The 20,253-nt window shown below is 60.0% G+C and carries 17 protein-coding genes and 1 pseudogene; 13 read left to right on the forward strand and 5 right to left on the reverse strand.

The annotated features are described in order from the left end of the window. Positions 1-136: 136 nt before the first annotated feature. Both ACYVI2_RS08050 and ACYVI2_RS08055 read right to left on the reverse strand, forming a co-directional pair. Entirely contained in the window at positions 137-1,159 is a 1,023-nt protein-coding gene (locus ACYVI2_RS08050) for an aldo/keto reductase (RefSeq protein WP_415819833.1), read from the reverse strand. Between the two features lie 103 nt (positions 1,160-1,262). Continuing rightward, positions 1,263-2,231, reverse strand: coding sequence for a LysR substrate-binding domain-containing protein (locus ACYVI2_RS08055; RefSeq protein ID WP_415819832.1), 969 nt, complete (start codon positions 2,229-2,231; stop codon positions 1,263-1,265). Between the two features lie 204 nt (positions 2,232-2,435). Here ACYVI2_RS08055 and ACYVI2_RS08060 point away from each other — a divergent pair, with 204 nt between their 5' ends. Genes ACYVI2_RS08060 through ACYVI2_RS08070 form a run of 3 tightly spaced genes read left to right on the forward strand, consistent with a single transcriptional unit; the run spans position 2,436 to position 5,198 of the window. Beyond that, complete coding sequence (locus ACYVI2_RS08060; protein ID WP_415819831.1) at positions 2,436-3,224, forward strand: class II aldolase/adducin family protein; 789 nt, start codon at positions 2,436-2,438, stop codon at positions 3,222-3,224. 46 nt (positions 3,225-3,270) lie between these two features. Further along, on the forward strand, positions 3,271-4,230 hold the full coding sequence (locus ACYVI2_RS08065; protein WP_415819830.1) for a Bug family tripartite tricarboxylate transporter substrate binding protein: 960 nt from the start codon (positions 3,271-3,273) through the stop codon (positions 4,228-4,230). After that, positions 4,227-5,198 (forward strand): D-2-hydroxyacid dehydrogenase, encoded by a 972-nt coding sequence (locus ACYVI2_RS08070; RefSeq protein WP_415819829.1) that lies wholly within the window; start codon positions 4,227-4,229, stop codon positions 5,196-5,198. The genes ACYVI2_RS08065 and ACYVI2_RS08070 overlap by 4 nt, the downstream gene beginning before the upstream one ends. Positions 5,199-5,276: 78 nt before the next feature. Here ACYVI2_RS08070 and ACYVI2_RS08075 read toward each other — a convergent pair whose 3' ends face one another. Beyond that, complete coding sequence (locus ACYVI2_RS08075) at positions 5,277-6,266, reverse strand: Bug family tripartite tricarboxylate transporter substrate binding protein (RefSeq protein ID WP_415819828.1); 990 nt, start codon at positions 6,264-6,266, stop codon at positions 5,277-5,279. A gap of 93 nt (positions 6,267-6,359) precedes the next feature. Beyond that, the gene (locus tag ACYVI2_RS08080) at positions 6,360-7,457 is read right to left on the reverse strand and encodes a mandelate racemase/muconate lactonizing enzyme family protein (RefSeq protein ID WP_415819827.1); all 1,098 of its coding nucleotides are present in this window, start codon (positions 7,455-7,457) and stop codon (positions 6,360-6,362) included. Positions 7,458-7,588: 131 nt separating this feature from the next. Here ACYVI2_RS08080 and ACYVI2_RS08085 point away from each other — a divergent pair, with 131 nt between their 5' ends. From ACYVI2_RS08085 to ACYVI2_RS08105, 5 genes are all read left to right on the forward strand, one after another. Next, positions 7,589-8,500 (forward strand): LysR family transcriptional regulator, encoded by a 912-nt coding sequence (locus ACYVI2_RS08085; RefSeq protein WP_415819826.1) that lies wholly within the window; start codon positions 7,589-7,591, stop codon positions 8,498-8,500. A 124-nt stretch (positions 8,501-8,624) separates the two neighbouring features. After that, the gene (locus ACYVI2_RS08090; protein WP_460490289.1) at positions 8,625-9,674 is read left to right on the forward strand and encodes a DUF3348 domain-containing protein; all 1,050 of its coding nucleotides are present in this window, start codon (positions 8,625-8,627) and stop codon (positions 9,672-9,674) included. Positions 9,675-9,684: 10 nt separating this feature from the next. Next, entirely contained in the window at positions 9,685-13,215 is a 3,531-nt protein-coding gene (locus ACYVI2_RS08095) for a DUF802 domain-containing protein (protein ID WP_415819824.1), read from the forward strand. Further along, the gene (locus ACYVI2_RS08100; protein ID WP_415819823.1) at positions 13,212-13,901 is read left to right on the forward strand and encodes an OmpA family protein; all 690 of its coding nucleotides are present in this window, start codon (positions 13,212-13,214) and stop codon (positions 13,899-13,901) included. The genes ACYVI2_RS08095 and ACYVI2_RS08100 overlap by 4 nt, the downstream gene beginning before the upstream one ends. Beyond that, positions 13,894-14,598, forward strand: a complete 705-nt coding sequence (locus tag ACYVI2_RS08105; RefSeq protein WP_415819822.1) for a DUF2894 domain-containing protein — start codon at positions 13,894-13,896, stop codon at positions 14,596-14,598. Before ACYVI2_RS08100 ends, ACYVI2_RS08105 begins: the two co-directional genes overlap by 8 nt. Here ACYVI2_RS08105 and ACYVI2_RS08110 read toward each other — a convergent pair. Beyond that, positions 14,595-15,533: a LysR substrate-binding domain-containing protein gene (locus tag ACYVI2_RS08110; protein ID WP_415819821.1), complete on the reverse strand. Its 939-nt coding sequence runs from the start codon at positions 15,531-15,533 to the stop codon at positions 14,595-14,597. The genes ACYVI2_RS08105 and ACYVI2_RS08110 overlap by 4 nt on opposite strands. A 190-nt stretch (positions 15,534-15,723) precedes the next feature. Here ACYVI2_RS08110 and ACYVI2_RS08115 point away from each other — a divergent pair, with 190 nt between their 5' ends. From ACYVI2_RS08115 to ACYVI2_RS08135, 5 genes and pseudogenes are all read left to right on the forward strand, one after another. Next, positions 15,724-16,728, forward strand: coding sequence for a Bug family tripartite tricarboxylate transporter substrate binding protein (locus ACYVI2_RS08115; RefSeq protein WP_415819820.1), 1,005 nt, complete (start codon positions 15,724-15,726; stop codon positions 16,726-16,728). A 7-nt stretch (positions 16,729-16,735) separates the two neighbouring features. Then, the gene (locus ACYVI2_RS08120) at positions 16,736-18,259 is read left to right on the forward strand and encodes a UxaA family hydrolase (protein WP_460490290.1); all 1,524 of its coding nucleotides are present in this window, start codon (positions 16,736-16,738) and stop codon (positions 18,257-18,259) included. 61 nt (positions 18,260-18,320) lie between these two features. Further along, the gene (gene hpaI, locus ACYVI2_RS08125) at positions 18,321-19,130 is read left to right on the forward strand and encodes a 4-hydroxy-2-oxoheptanedioate aldolase (RefSeq protein ID WP_415819818.1); all 810 of its coding nucleotides are present in this window, start codon (positions 18,321-18,323) and stop codon (positions 19,128-19,130) included. A gap of 364 nt (positions 19,131-19,494) precedes the next feature. Then, the gene (locus tag ACYVI2_RS08130; RefSeq protein ID WP_415819817.1) at positions 19,495-19,659 is read left to right on the forward strand and encodes a hypothetical protein; all 165 of its coding nucleotides are present in this window, start codon (positions 19,495-19,497) and stop codon (positions 19,657-19,659) included. 183 nt (positions 19,660-19,842) lie between these two features. Further along, positions 19,843-19,893 (forward strand): annotated as a pseudogene (locus ACYVI2_RS08135) (hypothetical protein); the annotation flags it as partial. Positions 19,894-20,253: the final 360 nt, after the last annotated feature.

The raw sequence follows: 20,253 nt of genomic DNA on the forward strand, positions 1-20,253 counted from the left end.
TGACTCAACATTTTTGATGTGGTGCGTGAGCGACACCACAGAAACATCAACCAAAATCCTATCGGGACCGGATCCATGCCGGTCCCCTTCAGGTTACCTCTACATGAGGTGCCGTGCACATCTCGTTCAGTGACGCCTACGCCGCCTTGTCCGCGACGGCGACGGGCCTGCCGTAGAACGGGTAGCTGGGATCGCTATAACCCGGTGTCGAGGCATGGCCAGGTGTCACCCATGCATTGACCATGGATTCCTCCTCAGGCGTGATCTCCAGATCCACGGCGGCGTAGTAATCCTGCATCTGGGCCAGCGTACGCGGGCCGGCGATGACGGCGGAAATCAAGGGATTGGCCAACACCCATGCCGTGGCCAGTTGACCTGGTTTGACGCCTCGCCCTTCGGCATAGGCTGTCAATTCAGCCGCGATTTTCAGCGACTCCTCGCGAAACTCGGTGTCCATGATGCGCTTGTCCCCACGGCCGGCGCGGGTATCCGCTGCGGGCTGTTGACCCGGCGCATATTTGCCCGTCAACACGCCGCGGGCGATGGGGCTGTATGGAACCACGCCCAACCCATAATGGCCGCAGGCTGGCAAAATCTCGACTTCCGGGCCCCGGTTCAACATGTTGTAGTAGGGCTGGCACACCACTGGCTGAGGCACACCGAGCTCGCGGCACAAACGAACGACTTCGGCGATCCGCCAGCCGCGGAAATTCGACAGGCCAAAACTGCGCAGTTTCCCGGCGCGAATCAAATCACCCAACGCGCGGATTGCCTCTTCGAGGTTTTCCTCGTGGAAATCGCGGTGCATGTACAAAATATCAATATAGTCAGTGGCTAGACGAGCCAGGCTCGAGTCCACGCTTTGTACAACCCACTGACGGGAATAATGCGACCGGTTCGGGGCTTTGGCGACGGCATTCCCCATTTTGGTAGCCAGGATCCAGTCATGGCGCTGTCCGCTCAGCAACTTGCCGACAACCTCTTCCGATCGTCCGCCGTTATAGACGTCGGCAGTATCAATGAAATTGATCCCCGCCTCACGAGCCGAGGCCACAATACGCTGCGCCTCGTCAAAGGGCGTTTGCTCGCCAAACATCATAGTTCCCAGGCACAACGGGGAAACACGCAAATTGCTGGTACCGAGACGACGGTATTTCATTCGAGATTTCCTTGCTGAAGAAATTGAAAAACACACAGACGATCTATAAGCGACAGCGTACTGCGGCAACCTTTCAATGCCTAGGGTCTGGGCGAGCTGCCTTTTAGGGCGAACAGATGCTGGTGGTCGCCCCCAGCCATATCCCCTGCTCTGCGAACGTTCTCGCCATGCGGGTCAACATCACGCGCGCTGCGAGTCCGGCGGGTGACAGCTCATCATCAGACAGGCTGACCAAAAAACATTTACGCGCCATACGGCTGCCTGCGACGGGAATGACAGACAGGTCATCGTCCTTGCCATAACCAAAAGAAGGAAAACCAGCCTGGCTCGACAACAACGAACCTGGCTGGACGCTAGCGCCCACCCCTGCCCGCACTGCCCTCATCAAGGTATGGGCGCCGTCGATTTCGAGAATCACATTCGGCGTCGCACCGTCAGTCCGAAAACCCTCATCGACCAGCGAACGCAAAGCATGCCCGGGGCCCGGCAGGATGAGGGGCAGCCGCTCGATGGCGCTGAGCCTGATCCCGTCAGCGTTACTACAGGCGGGCCATCCTGCCAGATTGGGCCTGCCGATAATGAACAGGCGCTCTTCGGCCAACGGGATGACGCTCCAGCGTTTTGCTTCGATCCCTCCAAAAACGACAGCGAGATCGAGCTGCCTCGAGTTAAGCATCACCTGCAGATTGCTGGTCAGGCCTTCGATCAGGCGCACATTGACTGTGGGATAACTCTCGCGCATCGCTTGCACAAAGGGCAAGGCCAACATGGTCGCAGTGGACCCGGTCATCCCGACGGTCACTTGGCCGGACAGCCTGCCTTTCTGTGCCACAGACGCCGCGATATCGACCTGTTTAAGAATGACTTGCGCCTGGTGCCAGAAATCCAATCCGGCATCGGTCGGATAAACCCCCGTCGGCCTGCGCTGCAATAAACGCGTGCACAACTCGCTTTCCAGCATGCTGATCTGCTGGCTCAGCGTAGAAGTCGCCAAACCCAGTTCCACCGCGGCGCGTCCCATGCTGTTGAGTTCCACCACCCGAACGAAAGAACGCAATTGTCTGAGTTCCATGAGAAACCTGGAAATGAGGGACCGATCAACCGATTCAACCAGTATAGCGTGTTCGAAAAAACCGAAGCCCTCTTTGCACCAACCTAATGCGTGGGTCGGCAGAACCCGTCAGACTCTCTGGATACTCAGCATCCATCTGTGTCCGGCCACATTATTAGCCGCTCAGGAATGAATGCACGACAACCCGTCAACCACGAGAAGCACATGTCTCATACAGGTCGAATCCATATCCCGTCGATGAAATCCCACTGCAGCGAAGCGGAATGGAAAGCCCGCGTCGATCTGGCCGCCTGTTACCGTCTGGTCGAGCTCTACGGCATGGCCGATATGATGGCGAACCATATTTCCGCCCGCGTACCGGATGAAGACGGCGCTTTCCTCATCAATCCGTACGGCATGATGTACGAGGAAATCACTGCCTCCAGCCTCATCAAGGTCGACCTGGCCGGCAATATTCTGTCCAAACCGGATTTTGGTGATTTGAACTACGGCATCAACAAAGCCGGCTATGTCATCCACAGCGCCATCCATGGGGCGCGTCACGAAGTGGACTGCGTCATTCACACACATAGCTGGGCCTCGATGGCCGTCTCGTCTCTCGCGTGCGGGCTGCTTCCGCTCACGCAAACGGCAATGCGATTCCTGAAAATCGGCTATCACGATTATCAGGGTGTGGTGCTGGATACCAAAGAACAAGCCTCGCTGATCGAGGACTTGGGCAACGGAGAGGCCTTGATTCTGCGTAATCACGGTGCCCTCACGGTGGGCCGCACGGTCGGCGAAGCCTTTAACTGGATGCATCGACTGGAACTCGCATGCCGCGCGCAGTTGGCTGCACAGGCTGCGCAACAACCCTTGCAGGCGGTTTCGCCTGAAGTATTAGAGGAAACCTGGAATAACTACCAACCAGGCACACGGCGCCCCTACGGCGTCATGGAATGGCCCGCATTGCTGCGCAAGCTGGATCGTCTGGACAACAGCTACCGGGACTGACGCGTCATAGTGCGCGCACGATAACGATAAAGAGAAGGAGACTACGATGAAAGCAAGCTGTATTTCCATGTTGGCTGCGGGCATGCTGGCCCTGTTCACGGGACTGCCCGCGCAAGCTGCCTATCCGGAACGACCCGTCAAGGTGGTCGTAGCATTCACTGCCGGAGGAACCACGGACAAACTCACTCGCAGCACCAGCGAGAAACTTGGGCAAGCACTGAAGCAATCGTTCATCGTCGAAAATCGCCCCGGCGCGGGCGGTAATATCGGCACGGAGTATGTGGTGCGCTCTGATCCCGATGGCTATACGCTCATCGTGGACTCGGTGGGGCCGATCGCGGTCAACCCGTCGTTGATGAAGCTCGACTATGATCCCTTGACCGATCTGGTTCCCATCGTACAGATTGCTACCGTCCCGAACGTGCTGGTCGTGCCGCCCAATCTGCCGGTCAAGACTTTCGAAGATTTTTTGAAGTATGCCAAATCCAAGAAAGGGTTGAACTATGGATCGACAGGCGTAGGCACCTCGTCACACCTGTCTAGCCATTTGTTGATGCAACACATCGATGCACAGGATGCTACGCACGTACCTTATAAAGGTGCCGATGCGCTCAACGATCTCATGTCCGGTCGACTGGATTTCATGTTCGCGACCGCACCTTCTGTCATGGGCCAGATACGCGCAGGCAAGCTACGTGCGTTAGCCGTCAGTACGCAACAACGCCTGGCGTCGCTGCCGGACGTACCCACCGTCGCCGAAAAAGGCTTCAAGGATTTTGACTCAGGATCATGGTTTGGTTTCTTTGCACCCAAGGATACCCCTGCGGACGTCATCGCCACCATCAACAAAGGTGTGAACGACGCGTTGCCGACACTAAAGGCCGACATGCTGAATGAAGGTGCGATCGCGGTAGGCGGCACGCCGGAAGACTTCGGAAAATTCACCCATATCGAATACGAAAAGTGGAAGAAAATCGTCGAGAAACTGGATACCAAAGCGCAATGAGCCAGAAGCATCCATTGCATGTCCTGTGCTCGGAACAGGAAGCCTCAGCCCTCGCTGCAGGTATTGCGGCGCTGGGCCAGACGATAACGTTGTGCCATCCCGGCGAGGAACGGGCAGCCCTCGCCGAGGCTGCCTTTATCTCACGGGATATCACGGGGCGCTCGACCAAATTCGAGATCATGCCCGAGACCGAGCATTTCTACACCGCCGTACGCGCCGCCTCTAATCTGCAATGGATGCACGTGCATTCTGCAGGTGTGGATCGCGACTTTTATCAGGAACAACAGCAACGCGGCGTCCGTGTCACCGCATCGCACGGCGCATCAGATGCGGTCGTGGCACAAACTGCGCTGACAGGTGTGCTGGCGCTAGCCCGAAAACTGCCGCAACTGATGCGAGCTCAGCAACGTCACGCCTGGGAACCGTTGATGGGCAAAGACCGGACTCCCCGCGATCTGCAAGGACAGCGCGCTGTCGTCGTCGGGTGGGGCGGTATCGGACAGCGTATCGCGCAGTTACTGCAAGTGCTGGGATTAACCGTTTCTGTCGCCAGACACGGGAGCGAGCCGGCCGGCCCCGGCCTGCACACCGTACGCTATGACGGCCTGCGTGACATTCTGCCCGAGACGTCCTGGCTGATTCTGGCCTGTCCGTTAACGGACACCACGCGTGGCCTCATCAGCGCGGAGCTGCTTGCGATGTTGCCCGCGCATGCTTGCCTCATTAATGTGGCGCGCGGCCATGTGGTCGATGAGCCCGCGCTCATTCAGGCTCTACAGAACAACCAGCTCGCTGGGGCCTTTCTGGATGTGTTCTACCACGAGCCGCTGCCTGCCGAATCGCCGATATGGGATTTGCAGAATGTCATTGCCTCGCCGCACAGCGCGGGCTTTTCTGATGGCAATCCTGCCCGGGTGCGGCAGATATTCATTGACAATCTGCAACGGTGGATACAAGGCACCCTTTGACGTGACGCGATGCCGATTCGCGTCATACGGTTGAAAACGGTGCGCCGTACAGATAACACTGACGGCGCACTGCCATGATTACTCTACGGTAATACCGCCGCGCTTTATCAACTCGCGCCACTTGGTGATCTCTGTGTTGATACGCTGAGCAAATTCCGCAGGCGAGCTGCCGACTGGATTAAAGCCCATATCGGTCAATTGCTTATGCATACTGCCGGACTGTATCGAGGTTGCGACCGTCGACGATAATTTGTCGATCACGGCGACAGGTACTCCCGCCGGCGCAACCAGGCCGAACAAGGGTGAGAGATTCACGCCTGGCAGTCCGGCCTCCGTAAAGGTGGGCACGTCAGGCAATTGCGTTGAACGTTGATCACTGGTCACTGCCAATGCCCGCAAGCGCCCCGCCAAAATATGGTCACGCAAGCTCGGCACGGTCGCAAACGCAAACTGAATCTGCCCGCCCAGTAAATCGGTAAAGACAGTACCGCCACCGCGATACGGCACATGCAAAATTTCAATATTGGCCTCTTGCCGCAATTGCTCCCCAGCCAAGTGCGGACCACTGCCCACACCTGCCGATCCGTACGACAAGCTGCCCGGCTTGGATTTCGCCAAACGGATAAACCCTGCCAAGTCTTTAACAGGCACAGAGGGATGCACCACCAGAACAAACGGGGCCGTGGCCATCAACGAAATCGGTGCAAAATCTTTCTGCGTGTCATAAGGCAATCGATCTCCCAACAATCCCGGATTGATCGTGAAGGACGAATCCACCATCCCTATCGTGTAACCATCCGGCTTGGATGTCGCCAGCGTGCGCGTACCGATCGTCGTACCGCCGCCGCGATTTTCCACGATGAACGATTGCCCCAGCGTCTGGGTATAGGTCTGGCCCGCCATCCGTCCCAAGGTATCCGTGGCCGCCCCAGGAGGATAGGGAATGATCAAGCGCACGGGTTCCGTGGGATAGTCTGCGGCAAAAGCGGGCCGCCCCCATGCCGCTGCCATTGAACCGAAAGCAAACGCGGCACTGCCGGCTATGAATGTTCTGCGTGATGTGTTCATGGTGTCTCCTGTCTTTTCATTGATCTACGGGGCTGCGCCGATACTGAGCATCCACGTTTTGCGCACTACACCGCCGGGTTCCGATCAAGCTGTCTATTGCCGATACTGTCCTTGCGCCAGCGCCTGCTCCGGATCTGCTCCCAACCCCGGCGCACCGGGCACAACGACCCATCCGTCCTTGATCGGCACCGTTTCGCCGTAAGGCACGTGCGCGAGCTCTACGTACAAGCGCTCCAACGACACCTCGTCCTGTTGCGCGGCGATCAGATGCAAGCTCGCCAAATATCCCGGGCCAAAAAACGCCACCTGCGGCGCGCACCGTACCGACGTTCCCTGGCATTGCTGCGCCAGCCCCCATGCTGCGGTGAAGCCCAGTTTGATTACGCTGGGTTGTACGTACTCCACCGCCTCTTGCTCGATCAAACGCGTCAGCGCATACACACTGCTGGCGTTTTCCCCCACGGCCAAAGGCACCGCACATTGACGCCCTAACTGCATCAACGCCTGGTCGTCCTCCGGCGGCCACAAGGGCTCCTCGATCCAGAACGGGGCATACGGCATCATCGCAGCGATGGCGGCAGGGGCTTCGGCTGGCAGCCATGCACAGTTGGTATCGACCATGATGGGAACCTGCGGGCCTGCTGCGCCTCGTGCCGCCCCCAAGGCATCAGCCGTGCGCTCATGCAATTTGATTTCGGTATAGCCTTCGTCCAGAGCGCGCGTCACGACTTCGTGCAAACGTTGCGCATCGCCGTAGTACTGCAACAAAGACGCGTAAGCGCGAACGCGATCCCGGCGCTTGCCGCCCAGCAGCGCATAGAGAGGAACGCCCTCGCGCTTGGCGCGTAAATCCCATAACGCAATATCCAGGCCTGCCAGGGCATGCACGACAGGCCCCGATCGCCCCAGGTTATGCAGCGTGCGCTGCATCAGCGGCAACAGGGTCTGGTCCGCGGCATCTTTGCCGCATGCCAGCGGCGCAATCAATGTCTCGAATACCGCCTGCAGCGCACGCGGCTCTACACAATAGGACTCGCCCCAAGCGACTGTACCGTCCTGGGTCTGGACACGAACCAGTGCGCTGTCCAACTTGTCGCGCGGACGCCCCGCAAACAAAGGGGGAGGACTCCAGTGAAAAAAAGGCAGCCGCATCGGGATGCAGTCGACAGACACAATCGTATTAGCGCTCATTGATTCGGCTCGGGCTGAGCACCGCGGGTCTTGCGGGCAGCTCATCTCACAAAACAGGATGAGCAGGATTGTGTTGGCTCGCCTACCATATGGTCAAATAGATAAATTGGCTGATTTCATACAAATTTCATATGCTAAACCGTCGCGAACTGACCTTGTTGCGCGCTATGTACCAACACGGCACGGTGACTGCCGCAGCCGCTGCTGCTCACATGACGCAGCCTGCAGCCAGCGCCCTGCTGCGCGATCTGGAAATCCGTCTCGGCTTTGCGCTCTTTAGCCGTGAAAACCGCCGGCTGCAGCTCACGAGCCAGGGGCGCACGTTGATACCTGAAGTCTTGAACGCGCTGGCCGGGATCGAAGCAGTCGACCGGCTGGCGGGAGACATCCGCCAGGGCGCTCAGGCACGCTTGGCGGTGGGCGCTGTGGCTATCGCCGCCTCCAGCCTGCTGCCCGCAGCACTGGCCAGCATGCGTGAGCGCCATCCTTCGATCGCCGTCACGGTGCGGGCAGGCACAGCGCTGGAAATCATCGAAATGGCCGTAGACCATCGGATCGATCTGGGCATCATTATTGGCTCCCCTGCCGATCAGACGCGCGTAGCCAGCCAGCAACTCAGCCCGTTGAGCTTGTATGCCGTCATGCGCGCCGACCACCCTTGGGCTGAATTGCCCGACCTGACGCTGGAGAAAGTCGCGGCAGCCTCCCCCATCGCGCTAGCAGCGGCCGTGCCCGCCGGTCGCGCTACCCGGCAGGCCACCGAGGGGCGCGGCCTGGCCTTTCAGCCCACGATCGAAGTCGCTCAGTCGTCCGCCGCCTGCGCCCTCGCTGCCGAAGGATTGGGTATTGCCATCGTCGAAAGCCAGGGGGCGCGCTATGCGCAGCGTCAGGGATTGCTGGCCCGCCACCTCCTGACACTTTCCGATCCGGTGTTGGCCCTGGTATGGGCTCATGACCGTGCGCTCAGCGATGCCGCACGATGCCTGCAGCAGTGCCTGCAGTCGCAGGCGGCAGGCCAGCCTGAATCATTGCTGCCAGCCTGACGACACGATTGCCCATAATTTGTTCACTTTTACCGATTTTAGGGGGCAAAACCGTGCAAATAGGCCGCAACGCGTGCCCATCCGCCTCACACCCTGTAAACTGCCGGATTTTGACTCTGGCCGTATGGTGCAAGTACCCCGGCGAGGTGTCAGCGGCCCCACGCTTATCCGTCTGCTTGCCCGGCTGACGGACGCTGACGTTTCCGAATCCCGCCAACCGCTCTCAGATCGACTCAGCCTCTGGTTAGGCTGGACGGACGCGATCGCCCTTTCTACTGTGTTAGAGGGCGGTCCGTTGGCGGTGACCGCCAATCCAAAGTCGCTCGATAGCGCCGAAATGCGGGAATACGATCGCATGCGCGCAGCGCTGACCTACGCCATCGCCGACGAAAAGGCGTATACGGCGGACGTGTTTGTGCCGACTCAACGCGGTGCGCCACGAGCCGCCCCTGTCTCGCCCGACGAGGCGCTGCTCGAATACACGATTTACCGGAAACGCTATCAGACCATCCAGCAGGCGATGGAAACCAACATTGCCAAATTACGCGGCAGCCTGCGAGCCGTTCTCGCCGCGCAAACGCCTGACCGGGCTCGGCTGGCCATGGTGGACGCTATCCTGGAACGCTCATTGAGCCTGCAGGAACGCCGGCTCTTGGCTACCGTGCCCACCCTGCTGGAAAAGCACTTCAAACGCCTGCGCCAAGCCGCTCAGAAAGCCGAAAAAGAAGCCCAAGAGCGCGCGGCGAAAGCCGCCGAGGCGGCAACGGCCGCGCCTGCTGGCCCGGCCGCCGACGCAATAAATAATGACGCCCAGGCAGACTCCGCCGCCTCCTCCCCTATCGAAGGGGCTCAGTCCGCCGGCGAATCCGTGCCGCAGACATCAGCCTCGCAGGCCTCTGCAGCAAAAAATACTGCATCATCTCGCTTTGCGGCAGCACCGGCCACGACTGCCGAAGCCGCCGCGACGACCTCTCCCCCTGTCCAGCCCACGACGCGCGCCGTTCCCCTGGCCAATACCCGCTACACAGCGAACCGCGCCAATAAACCGGCCGCGCCCGTCGTGCCCTTGTGGCTCTCCACGTTTCGCAAAGACATGCGCAGCGTGTTGCTGGCCGAACTGGACATCCGTTTACAACCGATCGAAGGCTTGCTAGCCGCTCTGCGCGCCAGTTGACCGAACCCCTATGACCCGAACAATCATCTCTCTCGTCGTTTTCCTGGCCGGTCTGGCCGTTGTAGGCTGGATCGGTGCCGGTTACATAGGCACCAACCTGCTGGCATTAGCCATCATTTTCCTGATTGGTCTCGTCTATCTGACCGGGGTCATAGAACTCCAGCGTTATCAACGGACCACAGACACGCTGTCTCGTGCCGTCAGCAGCCTGACCGTGGCGCCGTCGAGCCTGGATGGCTGGCTTAGCCAGTTGCACCCGAGCCTGCGCGGCGCGACCCGCTTGCGCATCGAGGGCCAACGAGTCGCCCTGCCCGGCCCCACACTGACTCCCTATCTGGTGGGAATGCTGGTGCTGCTCGGGATGCTCGGGACTTTCCTGGGAATGGTCGCCACCTTGCGCGGCACGGGCGTCGCCCTCGAGAGCGCCGTCGATCTGCAAGCGATCCGCGCCTCTCTCGCCGCCCCTGTCCAGGGCCTGGGTTTCGCGTTCGGCACCTCGGTCGCCGGCGTAGCGACCTCTGCAGCATTAGGTTTGCTGGCCACGATCTGCCGGCGCTCGCGCATTCAGGCTGCGCAACAACTGGACGTCATGATCGCGACCACGTTGCGGCCCTATTCCCAGAACCATCATGGCGAACAGACCTACAAACTGATGCAGCAGCAAGCCGAGGCCATGCCTCTGCTGGTCGAACGCCTGCAAGCCATGATGACGTCCATGGAAAAGCAGAGCCAAGCCTTGCATGACCGCCTGGCCGCCAGCCAGGACGCCTTTTACGGCAAGACCGAGACCGCCTACACCGGCCTGGCCTCGTCCATCGAACAATCGCTCAAGCAAAGCGTCATCGATAGCGCCCGCATGGCCGGCGAAGCCATCCAGCCTGCCGTGCAAACCACACTGGCGGGCTTGGCACGTGAAACCAGCGCCTGGCAGGACACCCTCGCCATTGCCGTTCGCCAACAGTTGGACAACCTGTCCGGCCGTTTCGAAGCCACCACCTCATCTGTTGCTGACATCTGGAATCAAGCCCTGTCACAGCAGCAACAGGCCAACACCAAACTGGCCGACGACAACCAACGCGCGCTGACAGCCGCCACCGCCAGTTTGGAACAGCACGCCTCGGCATTGCTGCGCAGCGTGGACCAGTCCCATGCAGCGCTGCAAAACAAACTGGCCGCGCACGATCAACAACGCCTGGATACCTGGAAAGCCTCGTTCGACCAGGTCGCCTCCGGTTTGAACGCGTCGCTGGAAAATACCGCGTCCACCCTGCAAACGTCGATCGCAGGGATCGCATCGTCGCTGGATACCTCACTGCAAGACACCGCCTCGGCGATGCGCCAGGAATGGCAACAAGCCAGCGCTCACGCCGTGGAACGCCAACAGGCCATCTGCGACACCCTGGCCCACACTGCCCAGGAACTGACCGCGCAAACTCAGGCTCATGCTCGCGACACCATTACCGAAGTGTCCCAGCTGCTGCATACCGTTTCCGAAGCCCCCAAGGCAGCAGCCAGCGTCATCGCCGAGCTGCGCCAATCGCACGCCGACCTGCAGGCCCAACTGATTGCCCAGGACCAGCAACGCCTGGACAATTGGAAAGCCTCGCTCGATCACATCGGATCCACGCTGGGCACGTCAATGAAGGACGCGACCTCGACCCTGCGCCAGGAATGGGAACAAGCGAGCGCACACGCCACCGAACGCCAGCAGCTCATCTGCGATACCCTGGCTCAAACTGCTCAGGAACTGACCGCGCAAACGCAGGCTCATGCTCGCGACACCATTACCGAAGTGTCCCAGCTGCTGCACACCGTTTCCGAAGCCCCCAAGGCAGCGGCCAGCGTCATCGCCGAGCTGCGCCAATCTCACGCCGACCTGCAGGCCCAACTGATCTCCCAGGACCAACAACGCCTGGACAACTGGAAAGCCTCGCTCGATCACATCGCCTCAAACTGGAATACCTCGCTGGAAACCACGGCAGGCGCACTGCATACGTCGATGGCGGACACGGCATCCACATTGCATACGTCCTTCGAGAGTCTGTCGTCCTCATTGGACACCTCGTTGAAAGACACCGTCGCGACCCTGCGCCAGGAATGGGAGCAGGCAAGCTCGCATACAGCAGACCGTCAGCAACTGATCTGCAACACCCTCGAAAATACGGCCTCCACGCTGAATGCCACGCTGAGCGACACCGCCAAGTCACTGCACTCGTCCATCGAAGGCATCACCACCTCGCTGGACACCTCGCTCAAAGACACCGCGTCGGCACTCCGCCAGGAATGGGCGCAAACCAGTTCGCAGGCCGCCGAGCACCAGCAAGCCATCCGCGAAACGCTGGCCCAGACCGCCCAGGAACTGACCTCGCAAACGCAAGCCCATGCTCGCGACACCATTACCGAAGTGTCCCAGCTGCTGCACATCGTCTCCGAGGCACCCAAGGCTGCAGCCGACGTCATCGCGGAACTGCGCCAATCGCACGCCGATCTGCAGACCCAGCTGATTGCTCAGGACCAACAACGTCTGGACAACTGGAAAGCCACGCTCGATCACATCGCATCGACCTGGAATACCTCGTTGGAAAGCACAGCCAGCACACTGAGCACCTCGCTGCAGACCACCGCGACTGCGCTGAATGACTCGCTGGAAAAGACCTCCACCGCGCTGAACGCCTCAATGGAAGACACCGCGGCGTCCTTGAACGCCTCGCTGACAGGCACGACCTCCACCCTGACCGTCACGCTGGAAAACACCGCGTCCACCCTGCACAACTCGTTCGACGATATTGCATCCTCGTTGAATGTGTCTCTGGAAAACACCGCCTACGCGCTGCGCCAGGAATGGGAGCAGGTCAGCGCCCAGACGACCAGCCGTCAGCAGGAAATCTGCGACACGCTGATCCAAACCGCACAGGAACTGTCGTCCCACACGCAAACCCAGGCGCGCGACACGATTGCCGAAGTCGCCCAGTTGGTGCAAACGGCCGCCGAGGCTCCTCGCGCCGCCGCCTCGGTGATCTCCGAGCTGCGTCAAAAACTGTCCGATGGCATGGCCCGCGACAACGAATTGCTCGACGAACGCAACCGTCTGATGGAAACCCTCAGCACCCTGCTGGATGCTGTGAATCATGCCTCGACGCAGCAACGCGACGCTGTGGATTCGCTCATCTCCAGCTCGTCCGAGCTGCTGGAACGCGTCGGATCACAATTCACCGACACCGCCCAGACAGAAACCGTCAAACTGACCGACGCTGCCGCAACCATCACCGGCAGCGCCGTCGAAGTCGCCAGCCTGGGCGAAGCCTTTGGCACCGCGGTGCAGCTTTTCAGCCAGTCCAACGACAAACTGGTCGAACACCTGGAACGCATCGAAGCCGCCCTGGACAAATCCATGGCGCGCAGCGACGAGCAGTTGGCCTATTACGTCGCACAGGCTCGCGAAGTCGTGGATCTGAGCGTCATGTCGCAGAAACAGATCATCGAAGACCTGCAACTGCTTGCGGCCCAACAGACCGCAGCCAATAGCGAAACCTCGGCATGAAAGACGACATCGACGCGGGCGTAGAGCCCTCCGCTCCTGCGTGGGCGGTATTCGGCGACTTGATGTCGGTGCTGCTGGGCGCGTTTGTGCTGATCCTGGTCGGCGTCATCGGCATGCAGCTGGAGCTTTCCACCAAGCTTGAGACCGAGGTCAAAAAGCGACTGGATCTGTCCAGCAAACTGGAAACCGAAGTCCAGCAGCGCGAGGTGGAAACGCAGCGCCGCGAAGCCCTGGAACACGCATTGGCCGTCCCCTTGGCCGCGGGCCAGGTCACGTTGATAGATGGCCGCATCGGTATCAGTGGCAGCGTGCTGTTTGCGCTGAATTCCGACCAACTGCAACCCGAAGGCCGCAAGGTCCTGCAAAGCCTGATCGCTCCGCTGTCTGCCTATCTGAAAGAGCACGACGAGGTCTTGATGGTGAGCGGTTTTACCGACGACCAGCCTATCCACGAGAACAATCGACGCTTTGCCGATAACTGGGAACTCTCCGCGCAACGTGCATTGACTGTAACCCGCGCCCTGATCAATGACGGTATCTCGCCAGAGATCGTGTTTGCCGCTGCCTTCGGCGAACAACGCCCAGTCGCTGCCAACACAGACGAAGCAGGCCGCGCCAACAATCGACGCGTGGAAATCGCGCCGATTCCAAAATCCGCCAACGCGGGGGCCGCAACCAGTGAGTAACGCCCAGCCTGCCGACATTCAACAAACCCTGGACGCTTGGCGCGAACAGGGCGCCGATCGTCTGGACCCAGTGCGTTTTCAGCTCATCCAGACCATGGCGAATCGAGCAGCAGGCCTGGCTGACGAGAACACACAGCGCGTACTGCACGCGAGGCTGGCGCAATTGCTCCAGCAATATGGCGCACGCATAGAAAAAGCGGCCAATACCGGCGCCACGGCAACCGCCTCCGCCCCTGCCGCCAGCGCAGCAACCTCTCGCGACGGCGCGCTCACCGGCCTGCTCGCTCACCTCGCGGCACTGACACCCGCCGACCACACTCGCACGTTTGCCACTAGCGTCGGCAATCTGCGCGAACGCTATCCGGAGCTTCCAGTACTCGACGAGTTCCGTTCGACGTGGTCTCGCGTCAGCGCGAATCGACAAGTACGCCAGTCCGAAGAGCAAGTCCACGAAAACGCCGGACCGCTGAACTCAAATCATCTGGTGCACCGCGCCCTGGCGTACATGCGCGATGTCTCGCCGGGTTATTTGCACCAATTCCTGAGCTACCTGGATACGCTGGCCTGGGTGGAGCAACTGCAAATGAGCAGCGAGCCGCCGGCGAAAGAAACCAAGCGCGGTGCGGGCAAAGCGGCGAAAAGCACCAAAAGCCCTGCAAAAACCGCCAAGAAAAAAACTCCCAAGGCAGATAGCTAAGCCTTCAGCGACTGCGCCACCTCGCGCAAATATTCCAACAACTGCCGGCTGCTCGCAGAGAGTTGCGCCTCACGCAAGGTCATCACCCCCACCGGCGGCACCGATACCTCCAGCGCAATATTCAAGATCCTGCACAAGCCTTGCTGCTCAAAATACTGCGCTGCATACTGTGCCAGAAAGCCTACGGCGCCTCGCTGGCCGACACATGCCAGTGCCGTCAAATACGAGGATGTCTCGATCAAATCGGTCGACGGAGTCACATCGTGCCGATGAAACTGCTGCTCCAGTTTGACACGCAGTGATGCCCACGGCGGTGGCATGACACAGGGCAAGGCCGCGATATCCGCCCAGGTTGGCGCCCGCTTTTTCGCGATGGCGCTCTTTCTCGCACCCACCGCCACCATCGGTTCCTCGTACAACACTTCCGTAGACAAATCTGGGGCAGCATAGCCGGGCTCTAAACGGCCCACAAAAAAATCCAATTCCCCCAAACGCAATTTGGGCAGCAAATGGGTCAGATCGCCTTCTTCAACCAGAACCGTCGCGCGCGGGGACCTGACCTTTAGACGTTCAATGGCCTGAGTCAACAACACAGGCACTGTCACCGCCATCGCCCCGACTCGCGTCTTGCCCATCGCGCCGCTGGCAGCTGCATCGATCTCGTCACGCGTACGCTCATATTGCGCCAATACACTGCGCGCAAAGCGCACCACAGGCTCGCCCGCCAGGGTAGGCTCGGTCCCGCGCGATGAACGTTCAAACAAAGTCAGGCCCAGCATGGACTCAACCTCGGACAACATGCGAGACACTGCGGGCTGGCTGACGGTCAGGAATTCTGCCGTTCGCCCTAGATGGCGAAACTCATCCAGTGCCACGACCAACTGCAGATGACGAAGCTTCAGATTTGAACGAAACACGCGGTCCAAATGTGCCATGACGATAAAAGCCTTTGTTAATCGAACGGCTGAGGGAAACGGTCCTTACATAACAATTATGTTATCTAAAGATGCGCTCATTTTATTGGATCGTTATAAAAACTTCCCACAAAATGGCCTTCGATCGCAGCAAGCCACACAGACCACGACAACCGGCTGACGATCGCATAAAAACCAAGGAGACGACCCAATGAAGCCCGCATTCCCCCTGGACCACCAGCGCCGCCGGTTACTGGCAGGCGCAGCCTGTGCTGGCGTAGCCAGCCTGCTCGCCCCACTTTCAGCCCGTGCCGCCAGCTATCCTTCGCGGCCTATCACGTTCATCTGTCCGTGGCCCGTCGGCGGTACAGCGGATCAATCGATGCGGGCACTGTGTCAGGTGGCCTCCAGCAAGCTGGGCGTCTCCATCGTCGTCGAGAACCGCGCAGGCGCCTCAGGCATGATCGGCACCGCGGCCCTAGCACAGGCTCAACCTGACGGCTACACCATCGGCCAAATCCCGATCTCCGTCACCCGGTTTTCGCAACTGGGCATGCTGCAATTGGACCCTCGCAACGACTTGACCTATCTGGCTCGCACGTCCGGCCAGACGTTCGGCATCGCCGTACTGGCCAGCTCACCCTTTAAATCCCTGCAAGAGGTCGTCGCTTACGCCAAAGCCAACCCCGGCCGCGTCACCTACGGACATGCAGGCGTGGGCGGCGCGACCCACGTCGGCATGGAACAGTTCGCCATGGCGGCCGGTGTGCAATTCAATCCCATCGCCTACAAAGGCGGCTCGGCGGCGCTGCAGGATCTGCTCGGTGGCCAGGTCGACCTGCTCGCGGACTCCAGTTCCTGGGCTCCGCATGTCGAGTCGGGAAAACTACGCCTGCTGGCGACGTGGGGAGCAGAGCGCACCCCGCGCTTTAACCAGACCCCTACCTTGAAAGAACTCGGCTACGACGTCGTCGTGGAGGCTCCCAATGGTGTCGGCGCTCCTAAAGGACTGCCGCCGGACGTCGAAAGCAAGCTGCGCGAGGCTTTCCGCGCCGCTGTCGAAAGCGACACGTTCAAGCAGGTTGCCAGCCGCATCGATGCCCCCGTCATGTACCTGGACGGCCCTGACTACAAAGCCTACGTGGCAGAGGTCTACCAACAGGAGACCGCATTGATAGACAGCCTGAAACTCAAAGCCTTGCTGCAAAAAGGTTGATGCCGCAGTGAATAACCTTCCTCTGATACGATTGCACGCCAACGACAATGTCTTGATCGCCAAACAGACCTTGGCACTGGGCATGGCCATTGACGAACTGGACCTGCGCCTGCGCGCGCAGGTCCCCGGCGGACACAAAATCGCGGCGTGCCGCATTCCTGCCGGCACGCCCATACGCAAATACGACACCATCATCGGCGTCGCGGCACGCGATATCGAAGCCGGCGAACATGTGCACACCCATAACCTGGCATTGGTGGATTTCGACCGCGACCCCGCATTCTGCCAAGACGTGCGTCCCGTCATGCTTTTGCCCGATCACGAGCGCGCGACATTTCAGGGCTACGTGCGCCCGGATGGCCGGGTCGGCACCCGTAATTTCATCGGCATTATTGCCTCGGTCAACTGTTCCGCCACCGTCATCAACCATATCGCCAACCACTTCACCGCCGAACGTCTGGCCGCGTTTCCGAACGTCGATGGCGTGGCGGCGTTTGCGCAGACCAGCGGCTGCGGCATGTCATCCCCCAGCGAACACTTTGACGTGCTCAGGCGCACACTGGCCGGCTATGCCCGTCATCCGAACCTGGCCGGCGTGCTCATTGTGGGACTGGGCTGCGAGCGCAATCAGGTTTCCTCCCTCGTGGAATCGCAAAACCTCGCATCAGACACCCGGCTGCGCACGCTGGTCATGCAAGACAGCGGCGGCACGCGCGCCACCATCGCCGCCGGCATCCGCGCCATCGAGGAAATGCTGCCCGCCGCCAACGCTGCACAACGTCAGACCGTCTCGGCGAGCCACCTCAAAATCGGGCTCGAATGCGGCGGCTCAGATGGCTTCTCCGCCATCACCGCCAACCCAGCGTTGGGGGCTGCCATGGATATTCTGGTACGTCACGGAGGCACTGCAATTCTGTCGGAAACGCCCGAGATCCATGGCGTCGAATACATGCTGACCCGCCGCGCCGTCACGCCCGAAGTCGGCCAAAAACTCCTGGATCGCCTCGCCTGGTGGGAAAAGTACACCGCCGGCCAGAATGCCCAATTCAATGGCGTGGTCGGACACGGCAATCAACAAGGCGGCCTGGCCAATATCTTTGAAAAATCGCTAGGCTCTGCCATGAAGGGCGGCACGACTCCCCTGCAAGCGGTCTATGAATACGCAGAACCCATCGACAAGCCGGGTTTCGTATTTATGGATTCCCCAGGCTACGACCCGGTGGCAGTCACCGGCCAGATCGCCAGCGGCGCAAACATGATCTGCTTTACTACCGGACGCGGCTCCATGTTCGGCTCCAAGCCTGCACCCACATTGAAACTCGCCAGCAACACCGCGATGTATTCGCGGCTGCAAGACGATATGGACATCAACTGCGGTGTCGTACTCGACGGTGAGCTCGACATCGACGCCATGGGTCAGCGGATTTTCGAACGCATTCTGGCTGCTGCCTCTGGCGAACGCACCAAAAGCGAAATGCTCGGCCTGGGCAGCTACGAATTCGTTCCGTGGCATTTAGGTATTGTGAGTTGAGCCGATACTCTGCGACTATTGCAGTCCCGTTTCCTTTTTTCGCAAAATAGGCGCTTTCCCCATGTCCGCTGACAACCCCTTTAAATCCGCCCTGGCCGCCGGTCAAGCACAAATCGGGCTATGGCTTTCCATGGCTGATCCCTATCTGGCCGAGGTCTCGGCCACGGCGGGCTTTGACTGGCTGTTGATCGATGGCGAACATGCACCCAACGATCTGCGCAGCGTCCTGGCGGCACTGCAATCCATCGCCCCCTACCCTTCGCAGCCCGTCGTGCGCGTCGTAGCGGGAGAAACTGCCATCATCAAACAGGCTCTGGACATAGGTGCCAAGAGCATCCTCGTGCCCATGGTGGACACCGCCGAACAAGCCAAGGCCGTCGTCTCGGCCACCCGCTATCCCCCCGAGGGCGTACGCGGTGTCGGCAGCGCCGTTGCACGCGCCTCCCGCTGGGCACAGCGCAGCGACTATCTGGACGTCGCCGACGACGAAATCTGCCTGCTCGTCCAGGCCGAAACCGTCACGGCCCTGAGCAACCTGGAAAGCATCTGCGCCGTACCTGGCGTAGACGGCGTATTTATCGGCCCGGCAGATCTGGCCGCGTCCATGGGTTTTCGCGGGCATCCTGAAAACCCGGCCGTACAAGCCGCCATCGAGCAGGCAATGAAAACGATCATCGCCAGCGGCAAGGCGGCCGGCATACTGACGTCGGACCCGGCATTGGCGCGGCGCTACCTGGAGCTGGGATGCACCTTCGTCGCCACGGGTGTAGATGTCTTGGTCTATGCGGGTGCCGCGCGGCGCTTGGCCGCACAGTTTCAGGCGCCGGGCACCGCGGCTGCAGCACCGGCCTCGTCTTCGGCCGCCTATTGAGATTGACGTTTCAGGCAATCGCCTCGAAACGATTCTCTCTCCATTCGGGTTATCGATTCGCCCCGCATCCTTGCGCCGATCACGGTACAAGGATGCGAAAATCTGCGCTCCCAGGACGACAAAATACCCATTCAGCACCTGTCACGGCGCAGATACATCGCTTACGCGCACTTGCAAGTACTTCGCTGGCTCCAGAGGTACTCGATGCCGATTGTCACGCGCGGCATACACTCCGTCACGAATATGCGCATTCGTCACGATTAAGTGATTTCTAAACGATTACAGAATCGAACGCGGCCCCTTGCTCTATGCCTAAATAGGCGCGTCTGTGCATTACCGGCACGACGTTAAAGGAGCTACCATCATGAGAACCCTCGCCATATTGTTCATCGCCGCCACCACGCTGGCAGGATGCATTGTGGTCCCGCATCACGGCGGGCACGGCCACTATCGTGGTGGTCATGGCTACTATTCTCAACCGGGACCGTCACCGTATTACTACTCCGGCCCTCGCTACTATAGATACTGATTTTCCCCACGGGAGATCACCATGAATACATTAAAACGACTATCCGCTGGCGTCTTGATATCGGGCTCACTGCTCGTCACGCTGGCCGCACCTCTACCGGCTGCAGCGGCCGATGTCTCGATCAGCATCGGCGTCAACGCATGGGACGCGCCGCCACCGCCGCTGCCGGTCTACGATCAGCCGATGATCCCCGGTCCGGGTTATATCTGGACGCCTGGCTATTGGGCGATTAATCCTGGCGGGTACTACTGGGTGCCTGGCGCCTGGATCATGCCGCCTTTCATCGGCGCACTCTGGACGCCGGGTTATTGGGGTTTTGTCGGCAACGTCTACCGCTGGCACCCGGGTTATTGGGGCCGCCAGGTAGGCTATTACGGCGGCATCAATTATGGCTTTGGCTATATTGGCTCGGGATACCACGGCGGCTATTGGAAGAGTAATCGCTTCTACTACAACCGTGAGGTCAACCATATCGACGTGCACCGCGTCACGAACGTGTACAACCGCAAGGTCGTAGTCAACAACGTAGACAATCGTCGTATCAGCTACCACGGCGGCAGGGACGGTATTCAGCGTCGTCCCAGCGACAGGGAA

Source organism: Bordetella tumbae (assembly GCF_054780995.1).

Excerpts from the sequence above, each read along its gene's own strand:
- ACYVI2_RS08050 (WP_415819833.1), bottom strand. The coding sequence starts at position 1,159 with ATGAAATACCGTCGTCTCGGTACCAGCAATTTGCGTGTTTCCCCGTTG.
- ACYVI2_RS08055 (WP_415819832.1), bottom strand. The coding sequence starts at position 2,231 with ATGGAACTCAGACAATTGCGTTCTTTCGTTCGGGTGGTGGAACTCAAC.
- ACYVI2_RS08060 (WP_415819831.1), top strand. The coding sequence starts at position 2,436 with ATGTCTCATACAGGTCGAATCCATATCCCGTCGATGAAATCCCACTGC.
- ACYVI2_RS08065 (WP_415819830.1), top strand. The coding sequence starts at position 3,271 with ATGAAAGCAAGCTGTATTTCCATGTTGGCTGCGGGCATGCTGGCCCTG.
- ACYVI2_RS08070 (WP_415819829.1), top strand. The coding sequence starts at position 4,227 with ATGAGCCAGAAGCATCCATTGCATGTCCTGTGCTCGGAACAGGAAGCC.
- ACYVI2_RS08075 (WP_415819828.1), bottom strand. The coding sequence starts at position 6,266 with ATGAACACATCACGCAGAACATTCATAGCCGGCAGTGCCGCGTTTGCT.
- ACYVI2_RS08080 (WP_415819827.1), bottom strand. The coding sequence starts at position 7,457 with ATGAGCGCTAATACGATTGTGTCTGTCGACTGCATCCCGATGCGGCTG.
- ACYVI2_RS08085 (WP_415819826.1), top strand. The coding sequence starts at position 7,589 with ATGCTAAACCGTCGCGAACTGACCTTGTTGCGCGCTATGTACCAACAC.
- ACYVI2_RS08090 (WP_460490289.1), top strand. The coding sequence starts at position 8,625 with ATGGTGCAAGTACCCCGGCGAGGTGTCAGCGGCCCCACGCTTATCCGT.
- ACYVI2_RS08095 (WP_415819824.1), top strand. The coding sequence starts at position 9,685 with ATGACCCGAACAATCATCTCTCTCGTCGTTTTCCTGGCCGGTCTGGCC.
- ACYVI2_RS08100 (WP_415819823.1), top strand. The coding sequence starts at position 13,212 with ATGAAAGACGACATCGACGCGGGCGTAGAGCCCTCCGCTCCTGCGTGG.
- ACYVI2_RS08110 (WP_415819821.1), bottom strand. The coding sequence starts at position 15,533 with ATGGCACATTTGGACCGCGTGTTTCGTTCAAATCTGAAGCTTCGTCAT.
- ACYVI2_RS08115 (WP_415819820.1), top strand. The coding sequence starts at position 15,724 with ATGAAGCCCGCATTCCCCCTGGACCACCAGCGCCGCCGGTTACTGGCA.
- hpaI (WP_415819818.1), top strand. The coding sequence starts at position 18,321 with ATGTCCGCTGACAACCCCTTTAAATCCGCCCTGGCCGCCGGTCAAGCA.
- ACYVI2_RS08130 (WP_415819817.1), top strand. The coding sequence starts at position 19,495 with ATGAGAACCCTCGCCATATTGTTCATCGCCGCCACCACGCTGGCAGGA.